Origin of the sequence: Eubacterium segne, assembly GCF_014287775.1 — a bacterium.
Taxonomy (GTDB): domain Bacteria; phylum Bacillota; class Clostridia; order Lachnospirales; family Lachnospiraceae; genus Eubacterium_G; species Eubacterium_G segne.
The window spans coordinates 45,111-63,114 of record NZ_JACOOZ010000002.1 but is presented as its reverse complement, the minus strand read 5'-3'; the positions used below and the strand labels follow the sequence as shown (position 1 = coordinate 63,114).

The 18,004-nt window shown below is 35.3% G+C and carries 16 protein-coding genes and 1 tRNA gene; 15 read left to right on the top strand and 2 right to left on the bottom strand.

The features are described 5' to 3' along the window. Positions 1 to 117: 117 nt before the first annotated feature. The 11 genes from lgt (at position 118) to ftsZ (ending at position 12,701) form a co-directional block, all read left to right on the top strand. Complete coding sequence (gene lgt / locus H8S00_RS02715; RefSeq protein WP_186839946.1) at positions 118 to 1,008, top strand: prolipoprotein diacylglyceryl transferase; 891 nt, start codon at positions 118 to 120, stop codon at positions 1,006 to 1,008. 199 nt (positions 1,009 to 1,207) lie between these two features. Beyond that, positions 1,208 to 1,657 (top strand): division/cell wall cluster transcriptional repressor MraZ, encoded by a 450-nt coding sequence (gene mraZ / locus H8S00_RS02710; RefSeq protein ID WP_186839945.1) that lies wholly within the window; start codon positions 1,208 to 1,210, stop codon positions 1,655 to 1,657. A 44-nt stretch (positions 1,658 to 1,701) separates the two neighbouring features. Further along, positions 1,702 to 2,637, top strand: a complete 936-nt coding sequence (gene rsmH, locus H8S00_RS02705) for a 16S rRNA (cytosine(1402)-N(4))-methyltransferase RsmH (RefSeq protein WP_186839944.1) — start codon at positions 1,702 to 1,704, stop codon at positions 2,635 to 2,637. Positions 2,638 to 2,639: 2 nt separating this feature from the next. After that, positions 2,640 to 3,122, top strand: coding sequence for a septum formation initiator family protein (locus H8S00_RS02700; RefSeq protein WP_021953317.1), 483 nt, complete (start codon positions 2,640 to 2,642; stop codon positions 3,120 to 3,122). Between the two features lie 2 nt (positions 3,123 to 3,124). Further along, the gene (locus tag H8S00_RS02695; RefSeq protein WP_118588993.1) at positions 3,125 to 5,098 is read left to right on the top strand and encodes a peptidoglycan D,D-transpeptidase FtsI family protein; all 1,974 of its coding nucleotides are present in this window, start codon (positions 3,125 to 3,127) and stop codon (positions 5,096 to 5,098) included. A gap of 66 nt (positions 5,099 to 5,164) precedes the next feature. Beyond that, positions 5,165 to 6,898, top strand: coding sequence for a peptidoglycan D,D-transpeptidase FtsI family protein (locus H8S00_RS02690; protein WP_118588994.1), 1,734 nt, complete (start codon positions 5,165 to 5,167; stop codon positions 6,896 to 6,898). Position 6,899: 1 nt separating this feature from the next. After that, complete coding sequence (mraY, locus tag H8S00_RS02685; protein WP_021953314.1) at positions 6,900 to 7,880, top strand: phospho-N-acetylmuramoyl-pentapeptide-transferase; 981 nt, start codon at positions 6,900 to 6,902, stop codon at positions 7,878 to 7,880. 39 nt (positions 7,881 to 7,919) lie between these two features. Continuing rightward, entirely contained in the window at positions 7,920 to 9,281 is a 1,362-nt protein-coding gene (gene murD / locus H8S00_RS02680) for a UDP-N-acetylmuramoyl-L-alanine--D-glutamate ligase (protein WP_118588995.1), read from the top strand. 13 nt (positions 9,282 to 9,294) lie between these two features. Continuing rightward, a complete protein-coding gene (locus H8S00_RS02675; RefSeq protein WP_021953312.1) occupies positions 9,295 to 10,488 on the top strand; it encodes an FtsW/RodA/SpoVE family cell cycle protein in 1,194 nt (397 codons plus the stop codon). Between the two features lie 39 nt (positions 10,489 to 10,527). Then, entirely contained in the window at positions 10,528 to 11,286 is a 759-nt protein-coding gene (locus H8S00_RS02670) for a cell division protein FtsQ/DivIB (RefSeq protein WP_147365644.1), read from the top strand. A 284-nt stretch (positions 11,287 to 11,570) separates the two neighbouring features. Further along, positions 11,571 to 12,701, top strand: coding sequence for a cell division protein FtsZ (ftsZ, locus tag H8S00_RS02665; protein ID WP_118588997.1), 1,131 nt, complete (start codon positions 11,571 to 11,573; stop codon positions 12,699 to 12,701). A 70-nt stretch (positions 12,702 to 12,771) separates the two neighbouring features. On the opposite strand, the gene mnmL is transcribed toward ftsZ, so the two are convergent. Continuing rightward, on the bottom strand, positions 12,772 to 13,680 hold the full coding sequence (mnmL, locus tag H8S00_RS02660) for a tRNA modification radical SAM protein MnmL/YtqA (protein ID WP_118588998.1): 909 nt from the start codon (positions 13,678 to 13,680) through the stop codon (positions 12,772 to 12,774). A gap of 28 nt (positions 13,681 to 13,708) precedes the next feature. Beyond that, positions 13,709 to 13,798: transfer RNA gene (locus tag H8S00_RS02655), tRNA-Ser, on the bottom strand. A 204-nt stretch (positions 13,799 to 14,002) separates the two neighbouring features. On the opposite strand from H8S00_RS02655, the gene leuC reads away from it, so the two are divergent. From leuC to yfbR, 4 genes are all read left to right on the top strand, one after another. Further along, positions 14,003 to 15,268 (top strand): 3-isopropylmalate dehydratase large subunit, encoded by a 1,266-nt coding sequence (leuC, locus tag H8S00_RS02650; protein ID WP_118588999.1) that lies wholly within the window; start codon positions 14,003 to 14,005, stop codon positions 15,266 to 15,268. A gap of 10 nt (positions 15,269 to 15,278) precedes the next feature. Further along, complete coding sequence (leuD, locus tag H8S00_RS02645) at positions 15,279 to 15,764, top strand: 3-isopropylmalate dehydratase small subunit (RefSeq protein ID WP_118589000.1); 486 nt, start codon at positions 15,279 to 15,281, stop codon at positions 15,762 to 15,764. 19 nt (positions 15,765 to 15,783) lie between these two features. After that, complete coding sequence (gene thrC, locus H8S00_RS02640; protein ID WP_118589001.1) at positions 15,784 to 17,271, top strand: threonine synthase; 1,488 nt, start codon at positions 15,784 to 15,786, stop codon at positions 17,269 to 17,271. 155 nt (positions 17,272 to 17,426) lie between these two features. Then, positions 17,427 to 17,999 (top strand): 5'-deoxynucleotidase, encoded by a 573-nt coding sequence (yfbR, locus tag H8S00_RS02635; protein WP_118589002.1) that lies wholly within the window; start codon positions 17,427 to 17,429, stop codon positions 17,997 to 17,999. Positions 18,000 to 18,004 lie beyond the last annotated feature (5 nt).

Sequence of the window (18,004 nt, the reverse complement as noted above, 5' to 3'; positions counted from 1 at the left end):
ACCAAAAGATAGTTTAACATATTTTAGGGACAGGGGCAATGATAGGGTTGAATAAAATCAAAAATATTGTTAAATTATAATGAGAGAAAATAATGGAAAATCCGGAGGCAATATAAAATGATATTATCTACAACAATACAATTTCCTAATTTACATATAAATATAGAGCATCTGCCCAAATCCTTTTCGGTTTTTGGCTTTGATATAGCATTTTACGGCTGTATTATAGCTTTGGGAATGTTAGCAGGAATTGCCATAGTATGTTATGAGGCAAAAAGAACAGGGCAGGATTATAACCAGTATATTGATTTCGCCCTTTATGCCATTGTGTTTAGTGTTATTGGTGCCAGAGCCTATTATGTAATATTCAGGTGGAGCTATTACAGTGCCCATCCCACTGAAATAATTAACATCCGTGAAGGGGGACTTGCAATATACGGTGGTGTAATTGTGGCAATTCTTACCTGCTTTATTTACACCAAAATAAAGAAAATGTCTTTCCCTAAGGTGTGCGATACAGCAATTTTAGGATTAATACTTGGTCAGATAATTGGAAGATGGGGAAACTTTTTTAACAGAGAAGCATTTGGAGGAGTTGCCAGAGACAAAAATCCATGGGCAATGCGAATTTATTTTGACGAAAACTATGATATTTCCCAGGTACCGGATGTGGTAAAAAACGGAATGGAAGCCTTAAGAGGAAAAGCATTAAGTGAAATAGGATATATTCAGGTGCAACCCACATTTTTATATGAATCCCTATGGAATTTGTTTGTACTTGTATTAATGCTTATTTTCAGAAGAAAGAAAAAGTTTGATGGGGAGGTTATCCTTTGGTACTTAATTGGATATGGCATAGGAAGAGCCGTTATTGAAGGAATGAGAACAGACCAGCTTATTATGCCAGTTACCGGATGGCCGGTATCCCAGACATTATCTATAGTAGTGGCAACGGTGGCTGTTATTGTGGTAATAGTAAAAAGAAGAAAAATTGCAAAAGCAGAATAAAACAGAATATAAAACGTAAAATAAAAGAAAACGTTATCAGGTGTTAAAAAAATACCGGATAACGTTTTTTTTATTTATTTTAGGGTTGAAAAGATACCTAAAATGGTTTATTATTCATATATAAGTGGTGATTGAGAGCGTATTTGTGGTGAAAAGTGGTGAAATTTCATTAAAAATACCAAAAAGATAGGTGATGTTTATGTTTTCAGGAGAGCAGACACAAAAAATGGATACAAAGGGCAGAACAGTCATCCCGTCAAAAATGAGGGATGCTCTTGCCGAAAGACTTGTTGTCACAAGAGGTGTGGACAAGTGCTTGTTTGCATACCCTGAATCCACTTGGGAAGCCCTTGAAAAGAAGCTTAGTAGTCTCGCTTTTACAGATAAGAATGTAAGAAGTTTCAATCGATTTTTCCTCGGTGGTGCAGAACCCCTCGATGCGGACAAGCAGGGAAGAGTATTAATCCCATCTAACTTGAGGGAATATGCATCTTTAGAAAAGGAAGTTGTATGGGTTGGAATTGGTGACAGAATTGAAATCTGGAATGTAGATAAATGGAATGAACAGCTCAATGAATATATTGAGAGCGAAGATGCAGAACAGAAACTTGAAGAACTGGCAGAATATATGGCAGGACTTGGAGTTTAATATAGAAACGGGAAACAAAAATATAAAAATGAAAAGAGGTCAATATGGATTTCAAACATGTATCAGTGTTGTTAAATGAAACCATTGATGGCTTAAATATAAATCCGGATGGTATATACGTTGACGGAACCTTAGGTGGAGGCGGACATGCATACGAGGTGTGCAAACGTTTGTCAGACAAGGGCAGACTTATTGGAATAGACCAGGACGGAGAAGCATTAGAAGCCGCAAGGGAACACTTAAAGGAATTTGAAGATAAAATTACATTGGTTAGAAGTAATTATTGTGAAATAGATACAATTTTAAAAGATTTAGATATAGACAAGGTTAACGGAATTGTTTTAGACCTGGGAGTTTCATCATATCAGCTAGACAATTTAGAAAGAGGTTTTTCCTATAAGTCAGATGCACCTCTTGATATGAGAATGGACCAAAGACAGGTGAAAACAGCAGCGGATGTGGTAAACACATACAGCGAAAATGAACTATTTAGAATAATAAGAGATTACGGTGAAGATAAATTTGCAAAGAACATAGCAAAGCACATTGTTATGGAAAGACAGAAAAAGCCTTTTGAAACAACAGCGCAGTTAAGTGAGGTTATAAAACACTCAATACCAATGAAGTTTCAAAACAAGGGAGGGCATCCGGCAAAGAAAACTTTTCAGGCAATAAGAATTGAAGTTAATAAGGAACTTACGGTGCTTAGGGACTCAATTGATAAGATGATTGAATTGCTAAATGAAAACGGACGGATTTGCATAATTACTTTCCATTCCCTTGAGGACAGAATTGTAAAGACGAAATTTAGGGAAAATGAAAATCCATGTACATGTCCACCGGATTTCCCAGTTTGTGTATGTGGAAAGGTATCTAAGGGTAAAGTGATAACAAGAAAACCTATAGTACCGGGTGATAAGGAAATCACAGAGAATAAGAGAGCAAAAAGTTCAAAATTAAGAATATTTGAAAGGCATTAAGTATGAATAAAGACAGATTATATAATACAAATTTAAGAAATACAGGATATATAGACGGAAACGCTGTAAGGGCTTTGGAGCCACAAAGAAAAGAACGAATAAAAACTGAAAAAAGGGTAAAGACAGAAAAGAGAGAACAGGTTGCAACAAGGGAAAATGCCCTGCCAATGAGTGCACCATATGTGTTCTTTTTAATTGCAGTTACATGTATTTGTATAGTAATGTGTGTAACATACCTTAACATTCAGTCAAACATAAGAGCTACAAGGGACAATATTTCACAGCTTAGAACAAATATTTCCACTGTACAAACTGAAAATAATGCGTTAAGCTATGCTATAAACAGCTATGTTGACGTAAACCACATTTGCAAGGTGGCAAAAAGTAAGCTGGGAATGAAACAGGCTTCTGACAACCAGATTATTACATATAAGTCTAGTGACAGCGGCTACACATTGCAGTACGGAGATATACCAAACAAATAATTATGAGTGAAGTAAGAAGAGTTAGAAGAAAAAGAAAAAAGTTAAGATTTGGTAAAGTAGCAAATAGAAATCTGAAAATCACCAGTTGGGTGATTATTGGATTTCTATTTATATTGTGCATAAGAATTATTTACATAAATGTAGCTTATGGAGATGAGTATTCTATAGCGGTTCTTAAACAGCAAAGCTTTACTAACAATATTGTGCCATATAAAAGAGGCGACATAAAGGACAGAAACGGAAATATTCTTGCCACAAGCACTGTAGTTTATAATATGGTAGTAGATGCAAAGATGTTATCAAAAGAGGAAAATCAGGAGTATTTACAGCCGACAATTGACGCAGTGGTAAAATATTTTGGACTAAATACAGATGACCTTAAAACAAGTATTAAGGAGCATGGTACTACAAGTTACTGGATTGCCCAAAAAGATATATCATATGACAAGGTAAAAGAATTTAAAAGTTATTGTAATGGGGATTATGCTAAAACGGATTTAGAAAAAAAACAGGCAGCAGCAGTGAAATTTATTTACTTTGAGAGGGAGTATAAAAGAGTTTATCCATACGACACATTGGCATGTAGTGTCTTAGGCTTTGCTAATAAAAATAACGAGGCAAACATAGGTATTGAAAGCAGCTATAACAGTTATTTAAAGGGAACCGAAGGCAGGGAATATGGATATATGGATGCTGACAATAATATAGAGACAGTTATAAAGGAAGCTAAAAACGGCGATAATGTTGTATCTTCAATAGATATGAATATACAACGTATTGTTCAAAAATCCATAAAAAAATATATGAATAAGTACAATCCTCAGAGAATAGCAGTAGTAATTGCGGACCCAAATACCGGGGAAATACTTGCCATGTCTGATGATAAAACCTTTGATTTAAATGATCCTACAAATCTGGATGCTTATTTTACAAAGGCACGGCAGAAAAAAATGTCAGATGAAAAGCAGTCGGCATTTCTTAATGGAATATGGAACAATTTTTGTATAACAGATTCCTTTGAACCGGGATCCACGGCTAAACCTTTTACAGTGGCAGCTGCCTATGAAGAGGGAGTAGTTGATGAAAAATCAACATTTTACTGCGATGGATTTGAAAAGGTAGATAAGTTTACCATTAAATGTCACAAGGTAGACGGACACGGCACCATTAACGTAAAACAGGCTGTAGCTCAGTCATGTAATGATTACATGATGCATATAGGAAAGCTTTTAGGAGCAAAGAAATTCATTCAGTATCAAAGCAGATTTGGATTTGGAATGAAAACAGGAATAGATTTGCCTAATGAAACAAGAGGTCTTGTTTATGATGAGTCAAGAGGAATGGGAGCTGCCACTTTGGCAACTAACTCCTTTGGACAGAATTTCACGGTAAATATGATACAAATGGTGGCAGGCTTTTCATCTCTTATAAACGGAGGCTATTATTATGAACCTCATGTGGTAAAACAAATAGTGACGGAAGATGACAGACTGGTAAAAAATTATTCAAAAACTCTGGTAAAACAGACAGTAACAAAAAGCACTTCTGATTATATTAAGCAGTGCTTAAGAGCCGTCGTAACAGAAGGAACCGGCTCTACTGCAGCAATTGACGGGTACACCATTGGAGGAAAAACGGGAACGGCGGAAAAAGTTAATACGTCAGGAACAGGAATCGGACGTCTTAAAAATCAGTATATTTTATCATTTTTAGGATGTGCTCCATGTGAAAATCCACAGGTGGTATGTTACACCCTTATGGATACTCCAAAAGAAAATCCTCAGGCAACGGCTTTTAACACAGAACTTTGGACTGATATTATGAAGCAGGTTTTACCTTATCTTGGAATTAAAAAGACAGAAAAGATTGAGCAAAAAGCAAAGAAGCAGTCCTTAGAAACAGAATTTTATTCTGACGGAATCATTGAAGGAGATGACGGGTCTTTAGTGTTAAAGGATAAAACATATACAGAATAATAAATTTATTGAATGTGATATGAAAAAATGAATAAATTATAATAAAAAGCTGTATAGGGAATAAAATTGAATAATGTATTAACAATTAATCGTAAAATGCTTCTGATTTACGTTATGGGAATTATTTTAGTGTGTATAGTGGCAACTGGAAAACTGGCATATATAATGATATTTAAGTCTGAATATTACACTGAAAAAGCATTAGATGTTCAGGAAAGACAACGTAAAATCAAGGCTCCCAGAGGAAAAATTCTTGACAGAAATGGAAAAGTTATTGCTTCTAACAAAACTGTATGTACCATATCTGTTATATATAATCAGGTAAAAGAGCCTGAAAAAGTGATAAAAATGCTTGCATCGGAACTTCAAATGGAAGAAAAGGATGTAAGAAAGAAGGTGGAGAAGATAAGCTCTCGGGAAAAAATCAAGTCAAATGTGGATAAGAAAACCGGTGATAAAATAAGAGAGTATAATCTATCGGGGGTAAAGGTTGACGAAGATTACAAAAGGTATTATCCTTATGAGAGTCTTGCTTCAAAAGTTCTGGGATTTACAGGGGCAGATAATCAAGGTATAATCGGTCTTGAAGTAAAATACGAAAAGTATTTGAAAGGAATGGATGGTCTGATACTTACTCCAACAGATACAAGAGGTATTGAAATGGAGAATGCATTAGAACAGAGGGAAGAGCCGGTACCGGGAAACAATCTTACCACTACCATAGATGTTAATATTCAGCAATATGCCGAGCAGATTGCATATAATACTCTTGAAGCGAAGGGAGCAAATTACGTTTCCATAATAGTTATGAATCCTAATAATGGGGAAGTATTAGCTATGGTAAATGCACCGGAATTTAATTTAAATGAGCCTTATAAGCTTAATTATGAAATATCCGGTGAGGATAAAAAGAAAAAAAAGCAGGATTTGTTAAATAAAATGTGGAGGAACCAGTGCATAAATGATACTTATGAACCAGGTTCCACTTTTAAAGTAGTGACAGCTACAGCAGCGTTGGAAAACAATGTTGTTACATTAGACAGCAGATTCAGCTGCCCGGGTTTTAGAATTGTAGATGACAGAAAAATAAGATGCCATAAAACCACAGGGCATGGGGCAGAAACATTCCTTCAGGGAACAATGAACTCCTGTAACCCGGTTTTTATAGATGTAGGACTTAAGGTAGGAGTTAAAAAATTTTATAAGGAGCTGGATAAGTTAGGCCTTTTACAAAAAACAGGTATTGATATACCCGGTGAGGCAGGAACCATAATCCACCAGATAAAAAATGTGGGAAATGTGGAACTTGCCACTATGTCTTTTGGACAGTCTTTCCAGATAACACCGGTACAGTATCTTGTAGCTGCAAGTGCGGTAGTAAACGGCGGGAAACTTGTAACACCACATTTTGCCCTTAAGGCAGAAAATGTAGAGGGAGATTTAGTTGAAAAATTTGGTTATAAAGAAAAGAAAGGTGTTGTATCAAAGGAAACATCTGATACAATGAAATATGTATTAGAAAAAGTAATTTCTGAGGGAACCGGAAGTAAAGGACAGGTGGAAGGATATAAGGTAGGTGGAAAAACCGCTACATCCCAAAAGCTGCCCAGAGGTTCAGGAAGATACATAGCATCTTTTATGGGATTTGCACCGGCAGATAATCCCAAGGTCATAGCCATGGCCATTATAGATGAGCCGGAAGGTATTTATTATGGAGGTCAGGTAGCAGCACCTGTCATAAGTGAATTATACCGGAATATTCTTCCGTATTTACTGGAGGAAAAAGAACAAGGAGAATAAGATGAGTACAAGTACAACAATTATTGTGGCAATTATTATGTCTTTTGCAGTTAGCGTTATTTTATGTCCAATAGTAATTCCACTGTTAAAAAAGATGAAGTTTGGTCAGTATATAAGAGAAGTAGGTCCGAAATCCCATCAAAGTAAAGCCGGAACTCCAACTATGGGTGGAATGATAATATTAGCCAGTGTTATTGTAACGTCACTGGTATTTATGTTTGTTGAAAAAAATACCAAAATAGTGCCAGTGCTTTTTATGGTAATAGGATTTGGTATTATTGGTTTTACTGATGATTACATTAAAGTAGTGAAAAAAAGAAATCTGGGATTAACTGAAATCCAGAAATTAGTGGCACAATTTGTTGTTACGGCAGTATTTTGTTTTTATATAGTAAAGGTTTCAGGGCTGGGAACGGCAACCATTATTCCTTTTACTAACGGAATGGAAGTAACAATGCCTATATGGCTTTTTGTTCCCTTTTTGTTTATTGTAGTATTAGGTACAGTAAATGGTGCTAATTTAACAGACGGTCTTGATGGTCTTGCAACAAGTGTTACTATAATAATAGCAGTATTTTTTACAACGGTAGCCATTGGAACGGGACTTGAACCTATAAGTGCAGCTTTTGTGGGAGCATTGCTGGGATTTTTCTTATACAATGTATATCCGGCAAGAGTATTTATGGGAGATACAGGTTCCCTGGCGTTAGGAGGCTTTGTTTCAGCCATGGCATTTATGCTTAAAATGCCTATTTTTATAGTAATTGTGGCATTTATATACTTAATAGAGGCGCTATCTGATATTATTCAGGTAACATGGTTTAAATATACCAAAAAGAAATATGGAAAAGGCAGAAGAGTGTTTAAAATGGCACCTCTTCACCATCATTTTCAGGAAAGCGGTTACGCAGAAACACAGGTTGTGGCTGCCTTTGCAGTAGTTACTGCCATATTGTGTCTTGTGGCTTATATTGCAATGTAATAATTGCATATATTTATAGATGAATGGAGTTATAGAATAATGGAATGGAATAAAAAGAAGGTAATGGTTGCCGGTTCGGGAAAAAGTGGAATCGGGGCAGCTGATTTATTAAAAAAACTTGGGTCAACTGTTATTATTTATGATGGAAATGAAAAATTAAATAAAGAGGATGTTTTAGCAAAGCTTAGTGACCGGGAGGATGTGAAAGTGATTCTTGGGGAACTTGAAGATAGCGTTATTGATAATATTGATTTAATGATATTAAGTCCCGGAATAGCAATAGATGCACCTTTTGTTAATAAGGTAAGGGAAAAAGGTGTTCCTATCTGGGGAGAAATTGAACTGGCATATGTTGTGGCAAAGGGAAAACTTGCAGCCATTACAGGTACTAATGGTAAAACAACAACAACAGCCCTTACAGGGGAGATATTAGCTGCATATTATTCCCATGTTGATGTGGTAGGAAATATTGGAAATCCCTATACAACTACAGCCTTTGACACAGACGTGGATTCAGTTACCGTGGCGGAAATCAGCAGTTTTCAGTTAGAGACCATACATACATTTAAACCGGATGTAAGTGCAGTATTAAACATTACACCGGATCATCTTAACAGACATCATACAATGGAGTGCTATACTAACGTAAAAATGAGCATTACAAAAAATCAGGATAGTAACCAGCCTGTTATTCTTAACTATGAAGATGAGATTTTAAGAGAATATGCACCAAAGCTTAATAATAGAATTGTGTGGTTTAGCAGTAAAAGAAAGCTTGATAAAGGCATATTTTTAGATGGTAAGAATATTATCTATAAAGATGACAATGGGGAAAAAATAATTACAACTACGGAAGATACCAATTTAGTAGGCATTCACAATATAGAAAACATTATGGCTGCAATCGGCATTTCCATTAATATGGGAGTTCCTGCAGACATTATTAAAGAAGCTGTTAGAAAGTTTAAGGCTGTTCCCCACAGAATAGAATATGTGGATACAGTGGATGATGTTATTTATTATAATGATTCAAAGGGAACTAATACAGATGCTTCAATAAAGGCAATTCAGGCAATGAGCCGTCCTACGGTTCTTATAGCCGGAGGATATGATAAAAAAGTATCCTTTGATGATTTTGCAAAGGAATTAAAGGGAAAGGTTAAATGCCTTGTTTTACTGGGTCAGACTGCACAGCAGATAGCAGACACCGTAAAAAAATATGGTTTTGATAATATTATTTTTACACAGTCTCTTGAAGAAGCAGTAGAGGAATGCAGAAAGGCAGCAAATCCGGGAGATGCAGTTTTACTTTCACCGGCATGTGCAAGCTGGGGTATGTTTGATAACTATGAGCAGCGTGGTGACATGTTTAAAGAGTTAGTTTATGATATGAAAAAGTAAAAGGGAAAGATTTATGGAGCAAAAGGAATACGAACCTGCAACAGGTGAAGAGGTAACCGTAAAAAGAAAAAGAAATAAAAGGGATGGCTATTTTGATTATAGCCTTCTTTTCGTATGGATTTTTATAATGTTATTAGGTTATGTTTTACTTTACAGTGCAAGTTCCTATACAGCTCTGAATAAATATAACGATTCAGCCTATTTTCTGAAAAAACAGATACAGGCAACAGCTTTTGGTGTTGCAGTAATGATACCGGTTATATTATTAGATTACAGACTGCTTAAAAAGTATAAAACATTTATATATTGTTTTTCTTTATTTACGGTTCTGTTAATTCTTACACCTTTAGGAAAAGAGGCAAATGGTGCTAAAAGATGGATAAATCTTAAGCTTGTCCAGTTCCAGCCGGCGGAAATAGTAAAAATCGGCGTTATAATAATGACAGCGGCAATTTTATCTAAATGTGGTCAGCAGGCAATAAAAAAAGGAAAATTATGCTGGCAGATATATTCAATTACATTATTAGGGGCAGGACTGGTGTATGTGCTGACTTCTAACTTAAGCTCCGCAATTATAATAGCAGGTATCGGGGCTGTAATGATTATAGTGGCAGGAGCCGGAAAGTGGTTTACGGGAACTATTTCCGTAGGACTTGTAGGCGGAATTATAGGTCTGTATATTTTAAGAAATATGCCGCAATTGGCGTCATTAAGTTTTAGATTTGAAAGAATAGCAGTGTGGAAAAATCCTGAGAATTTCCTTCAGGGAAGAGGTAAGGGATTTCAGCCTCTTCAGGGATTATATGCCATAGGCTCCGGAGGAATTTTTGGAAAAGGTCTTGGTAACAGCGCACAGAAATTAGGTTTTGTGCCGGAGGCTAACAATGATATGATATTTTCCATAATATGTGAGGAACTGGGAATTTTCGGAGCAATTTGTATTATACTTCTGTTTGTATTTATGATTAGAAGAATGAGAGTTATAGCCAGCAATGCACCGGATATGTTTGGCTCCATGATTGTAGTTGGTGTTTTGGCACATATTTCCATTCAGGTTGTTTTAAATATTGCCGTTGTAACTACATTAATACCAAATACAGGTGTATCGTTGCCTTTTATAAGCTATGGTGGCACCTCTCTTATGTTTTTAATAATAGAAATGGGTATGGTGCTTTCAGTATCAAGAAGGATTAAAAGAATAAGATAACAGGATGTACAGGTAAATTATATGAAACAAACCAGAAAAATGAAAAGAAGAAGAAGGAGAAGGCTTAGAAAAGGGTTTAAGGTACTTTTTATTGCAACTCCCATTATAGTTGCCCTTGTGCTTATTGTTGTTTACGGATTTAGTTTAAAGAGTATAGAAACATCTCTTGATTTAAATCAATATACAACAGAGGAAGTAAAAGCATATTTAGATAATAAGAAAATTGACAATACTCTTCTTTTCTGGATAAAAAATAAAATAGGAAAAAGTGATGACATAGAACTTTTAAGTAAATATTCCGTTAAAATGTTATCTCCGTCTAAAGTGAAAATCATCGGATATGAAAACAAATTAAAGGGATATGTAGTTGAAAATAATGTGAATTGTTATTTTGACAGAAATGGAAAGGTGCTAAAAATAAGCAGTGATAAATTAAAATCCATTCCAAAGGTTGAGGGACTAAGATATAACAAAATAACTCTATATCAGAAAATTGACATGAAAAAGGAAAAGGTTTTAAACTCACTTCTTACTGTTATTAATTCCATAGAGCAGTATAATTACACCATAAAAAAGGTTATTGTAAATGATTCATCTGAAACATCACTTGTTATGGACAAGCTACAGGTGGATTTGGGCAAAACAACGAACTTAGACAAGAAGTTAAAAGATTTAAATGATATGTATGATGAAGTAAAGGGTTATGATGGTGTTTTAAATATGAAAATTGCCAATGAAGAGGGAATGTACACCATCAAAAAGAACGATAATAGTGCAGAAAAGAAATCAAAAAAATAAAACTGTAATAAAAAAAGAATGATTTTTTTTTAACAAATTAGAAATTTACTGTTGATATTTTCTGCAAAGAATTATATTATATAGTATATATGCAATTATGACTAATCATATGATGTTTCAGAAGTGCAAAAATTGCATGGCAATTAAGCAGTCCGGATACATCAGTGAATGGCAAAATTAATTTTTGACACTCACATCATTATATATTTACTGAAAAATGTTAGTACATATTGTTGTGATATTAAAATAAGTGAAATTTAGATGAAACGAAGGAGGATAAACTCTTGTTAGAAATTACTACAAACGAAAGTGAAGCAGTTGCAAAAATTATAGTTGTAGGTGTTGGTGGAGCAGGAAACAACGCCGTAAACAGAATGATAGATGAAAACATCGGTGGTGTTGAGTTCATATCTGTTAACTCAGATGCACAGGTGCTTAAGAGAAGCAAGGCACCTACTACACTACAGATTGGTGAAAAAATTACAAAAGGTCTTGGAGCAGGAGCTAAACCTGAAGTTGGTGAAGCAGCTGCAGAAGAAAACGTAGAAGAACTTGCACAGTTACTTAAAGGTGCCGACATGGTATTTGTAACATGTGGTATGGGAGGCGGAACAGGAACAGGAGCAGCTCCTGTTGTTGCACGTGTCGCTAAGGAGCAGGGAGCTCTTACAGTAGGTGTAGTTACAAAGCCTTTCAGATTTGAGGCTAAGACACGTATGAACAATGCTCTTGCAGGAATCGAAAGATTAAAGGAAAACGTTGATACACTTATCGTTATTCCAAATGATAAATTATTAGAAATTGTTGATAAGAGAACTACAATGCCTGAAGCATTAAAGAAGGCAGATGAAGTATTACAGCAGTCAGTACAGGGTATTACAGATTTAATTAATGTTCCCGCATTAATTAACTTAGACTTTGCCGATGTACAGACAGTTATGAGAGATGCAGGAATTGCACATATCGGTATTGGTGAGGCAAGTGGTGATGAGAAGGCATCAGAAGCTGTACAGCAGGCTGTTACATCTCCATTACTTGAAACATCAATTAACGGAGCTAAGAATGTTATTATTAACATTACCGGTGACGTTAGTCTTTTTGAAGCAAATGAAGCTGCAAGTTATGTACAGGAATTAGCAGGAGAAGATGCTAATATTATATTTGGTGTAAGATATGAAGATACATATCCGGATGAATGCTCTATTACAGTTATGGCTACAGGTATTGGAGAGCCGGCTGCAGCAAAGGCATCACCATTTGGTATGGGAGCAGCTAAGAAGTCATTTAGCTACAATGCTACACCTTCATCAGCAGCACCAAAGAATGACTTTACAAGAAAATCACCTGTTTCACATGCACAGGGAACAGTTGAAGAAAAGCCAATTAAGATTCCTGAATTTTTACAGAACAAATAATTAATAATATGGAAATAAAAAATGGAGTTATCTTTAAGATAACTCCATTTTAAAAATGAGTATGAAAAGTTTACAAAGTAACATTACTTCCCTGTTTCAAATCAATCCGGTCAAATTTACGATTAATATAGTTAAGAACCATCTTCTTGTTACCACTCCATTCAGGGGCAATAAGAAGTGATTTAGGTCCGTCTCCGGTTATTCTGTGAATAACCACATTAGGTGGGATATACGTGATACACTTGGCTAAAATATCTGTATATTCTTCAAGAGATAATACAGAAAACTTATTTAAGTAATAATCATTAGCCAATGCAGTATCTTTTAATACATGTAAAAGCTGTAATTTTATACCGGAAATATTTTTAGAACAGGCATATTTTACGGTATTTATCATATCTTTTTCTGTTTCATTAGGAAGCCCTAAGATTATATGAACAATAACATCTACACTGATTCGGTTAAGCTTGTCTACTGCACTATCAAAAACATCCAGGGTGTATCCTCGGTTAATATAGCGGGCAGTTTCTTCATTACTGGTTTGAAACCCTAATTCTATCCACACTGGTTTGATTTTATTTAATTCGTCTAATAATTCCAAAACCTCATTAGGAAGGCAGTCAGGTCTTGTGCCAATGGACAATGCTACAATATCAGGGTGATTTATGGCTTCAGTAAAGATTTTTCTTAAGTAGGAAACTTCACCGTAAGTGTTGGTAAAAGACTGAAAATAGGCAATAAATTTGCCGTTCTTAATTTTGTCAGATACCCTTTTTTTAGCATCTTCAATTTGATTAGTGATAGTTTCATGGCAGGAGGAGGCAAATTCACCTGAACCTCCGTTACTACAGAAGATACAACCGCCATAACTGATTTTTCCGTCTCTGTTAGGGCAGGAAAGCCCTGAGGAAAGGGAAAGTTTATATACTTTACATCCGTATTTATTTTTTAAATATGAATTAAGGGAATAATAGTGCATAATTTGTAATCTCCAGACATAAAAAAAGCGGAGACGAAGGGATTCGAACCCTTGTACCAGAGTAAACTGATAAACTGATTTCGAGTCAGCCCCGTTACGGCCACTTCGGTACGTCTCCGTGTCATAAAGTTTATAACACATTTTTGACATCCTTTCAAGGAAAATAAGAAGTTAAAAGAAGAAAAAAGTAAAAATAGGAGATATTCTAAGGCTTTAATGTATCACGGTTATTGACTATGATTGAAAATTGTTTTAATATAATAAAGATTGTGTATATAAATACATCTCAGGATGTGGGTATAGATATAAGGAGGAAATCAACATGGGAATGACTATGACTCAGAAGATTCTTGCAAAGCATGCAGGACTTGATGAAGTTAAAGCAGGACAGTTAATTGAAGCCGATTTGGATTTGGTTTTAGGTAATGATGTAACTGCACCTGTAGCTATTGGTGAAATGAAAAAAATGGATGTGGATTGCGTATTTTGCAAGGATAAAATTGCATTAGTACCTGACCATTTCACTCCAAATAAGGATATAAAATCAGCAGAGCTTTACAAATGTGTAAAGGATTTTGCAGAAGAAAATGATATAACAAATTACTTTGAAACAGGTCGTGTGGGAATAGAACATGCCTTACTTCCTGAAAAAGGATTAGTAGTAGCAGGAGATGTGGTAATCGGTGCTGATTCACATACCTGTACATATGGAGCTCTTGGAGCTTTTTCAACTGGTGTTGGAAGTACGGATATGGCAGCCGGAATGGCAACAGGAAAGGCATGGTTTAAGGTACCTTCAGCCATTAAATTTAACTTAGTTGGAAAGCCTGGAAAATGGGTTAGTGGAAAGGATGTTATTCTTCACATTATCGGTATGATAGGTGTAGACGGAGCATTATACCGTTCAATGGAATTTATGGGAGAAGGGGTTAAATACCTTTCGATGGATGACAGATTCGCCATGACTAACATGGCTATTGAAGCAGGTGGAAAAAACGGAATATTTATTGTAGATGATTTAACCCGTGAATATATGAAGAAACATTCTACAAAGGAATTTACTGAATATACTCCTGATGAAGATGCAGTATATGATGAAGAATATACTATTGATTTAAGTGAATTAAAGCCAACAGTAGCATTTCCTCATCTTCCTGAAAATACAAGAACAATTGACAACGTGGGAGAAGTTAAGGTGGATCAGGTTGTTATCGGTTCATGTACCAACGGTAGAATTGAAGATATGAGAATTGCAGCAAAGATTCTTGATGGCAGAGAAGTTAAAAAGGGTGTAAGATGTATTATATTCCCGGCAACTCAGGCTGTTTATTTACAGTGTATAGAAGAAGGTCTTGCTTCAATATTTATAAAGGCAGGCTGTGCCCTTAGCACTCCTACATGTGGACCTTGTCTTGGTGGACATATGGGTATCCTTGCAAAGGGTGAAAGAGCCATTGCTACAACAAACAGAAACTTTGTAGGCCGTATGGGTGATCCTGAATCAGAGGTTTATCTTGCAAGTCCTGCCGTAGCAGCAGCAAGTGCCGTAACAGGTAAAATTTCAGGACCTGAAGAGTTAGGATTATAGGAGGTAGCACATGAAAGCAGAAGGAAGAGTATTTAAATTTGGAAGTAATGTTGATACAGATGTTATTATTCCGGCAAGATATCTTAACGTTCCGGACCCGGAAGAACTGGCAAAACATTGCATGGAAGATATAGACAGGGAATTTGTAAATAAAGTAAATAAAGGTGATATTATTGTAGCAGACAAAAACTTTGGCTGCGGTTCCTCAAGAGAGCATGCACCAATAGCTATTAAGGCTGCCGGTGTAAGCTGTGTTATTGCAGAAACCTTTGCAAGGATTTTTTACAGAAATGCAATTAATATCGGACTTCCTATTATTGAGTGTCCTGAGGCAGCAAAAGGAATTGCCGATGGAGATGAAGTAGAGGTAGATTTTGACAGCGGAAAAATATATAATAAAACAAAAGGTGAAGAATATCAGGGACAGGCATTCCCTGAATTTATGCAAAAGATAATCAGCAGTGGCGGATTAATCAATTACATAAATAACAGATAAGAGAGAGAGGATTGTTTTAATGAAAGAGATACTTTACAAGAGCACAAGAAGTAAAGAAGGAACACTTAAGGCATCAGAGGCTATATTAAAGGGTTTAGCAGATGACGGCGGATTATTTGTTCCATTGGAAATACCGAAGTTAGATGTTTCAGTGGAAGAATTATCCAAAATGACATATCAGCAGGTAGCATATGAAGTTATGAAGTTATACTTCACTGACTTTACTGAAGGGGAACTTAAGTATTGCATCAACAATGCATATGACTCAAAGTTTGATACAGAAGAAATTGCACCTTTAGCAGAAGTTCAGGGAACATATTATCTGGAATTATTCCATGGAAAAACAATTGCATTTAAGGATATGGCATTGTCTATTCTCCCATATCTGCTTACAACATCAGCAAAGAAGAATAATGTAAAAAATGAAATAGTTATTCTTACAGCTACATCAGGTGACACGGGAAAAGCTGCCATGGCAGGATTTGCAGATGTGCCGGGAACAAGAATTATAGTATTTTATCCTGATGGCGGAGTCAGCCCTATTCAGGAAAAACAGATGGTTACACAAAAGGGTGACAATACTTACGTTGTTGCCATAAAAGGTAACTTTGATCAGGCACAAAGCGGTGTTAAGGCAATCTTTGGAGACAAGGAACTTGCAGCAGAAATGGATAAGAGAGGATATCAGTTCTCATCAGCTAATTCAATTAATATTGGAAGACTTGTGCCACAGGTTGCATATTATGTATATGCATATGCTAAGTTATATGCTGAAGGAAAGTTAGCTAAAGACCAGAAAATGAATGTTGTGGTTCCTACAGGTAACTTTGGAAATATTTTAGCTGCATATTATGCAAAGAATATGGGACTTCCAATAGCAAAACTTATTTGTGCTTCAAATGAAAATAAAGTATTGTTTGATTTCTTTAAAACAGGAGAATACGATAAAAACAGAGAATTTATTCTTACAACATCACCTTCAATGGACATTCTTATTTCCAGCAACCTTGAAAGATTAATTTATAAGATTGCAGGAAATGATGCTGATAAGAATAATGAATTAATGAACAGTCTTAAGGTAAACGGAAAATATGACATTACTGATGACATGAAAAAGCAGTTAGATGATTTCTATGGAAATTATGCGTCAGAAGAGGAAACAGCAGAAACAATCAGAGACACATATGATAAAACAGGTTATATAATGGATACTCATACATCAGTAGCTGCAAGTGTATACAAAAAATACAAGGCAGAAACAAATGATGACACAGTAACCGTTATTGCTTCAACAGCAAGTCCTTTTAAGTTTACAAGAAGTGTTATGGTTGCCATTGATCCTAAGTATGATAGCATGGGCGATTTTGAATTAGTGGATGAATTAAGTAAAATAGGAAATGTAAAAGTTCCTAATGCCATTGAAGAAATAAGAAATGCAGAAGTTCGTCATAACAATTTAGTTGAAGTAGACGGAATGAAGGATATAGTTAAGAAATTTTTAGACTAATTAGAATTTAACTAATAATAAAAGTGTTTAGTCAGACATATACGTTATGCCTGATTAAGCACTTTTTTACGTTTTGTATGGTATATACTTTTCTTTATTTATTTGTTATACTAAACGTTAAGTGCGCAAATTTGCAATGGAAGAGGAAATGTATTATGAATAATTTTTTTGGTATGTTGGCCAGAATGAAATATATAAACCGCTGGGGACTTATGAGAAATACAATAAACGAAAATATTGCAGAGCATAGCCTGGAAGTGGCAATTATTGCTCATTCACTGGCAGTTATAGGAAATACTTATTACAATAAGAATTACAATGCTGAACATATTGCAATGTTGGGAATTATGCATGATACAACAGAAATCATAACAGGAGATTTGCCAACTCCCATAAAATATTATGCACCGGAAATACGGGATGCCTACAAGGAAGTGGAACATATTGCAGCAAACCAGCTTTTGTCAGAATTACCGGAAAAAATGAGAGGGGCATATAAGAACATATTAATTGAAGAAGAAAATGATGATTGGAAAATTGTTAAGGCGGCAGATAAGCTGTCAGCATATATTAAGTGTTTAGAAGAAAAAAATATGGGAAACAGCGATTTCCAAAAGGCAGAGGAAACCATTAAAAAGTATTTAGAGGATATGAATATGGAGGAAGTGAATAAATTTATGAAGGAATTTCTTCCCTCATATAACAGGACATTAGATGAGATTAACTAGATAGA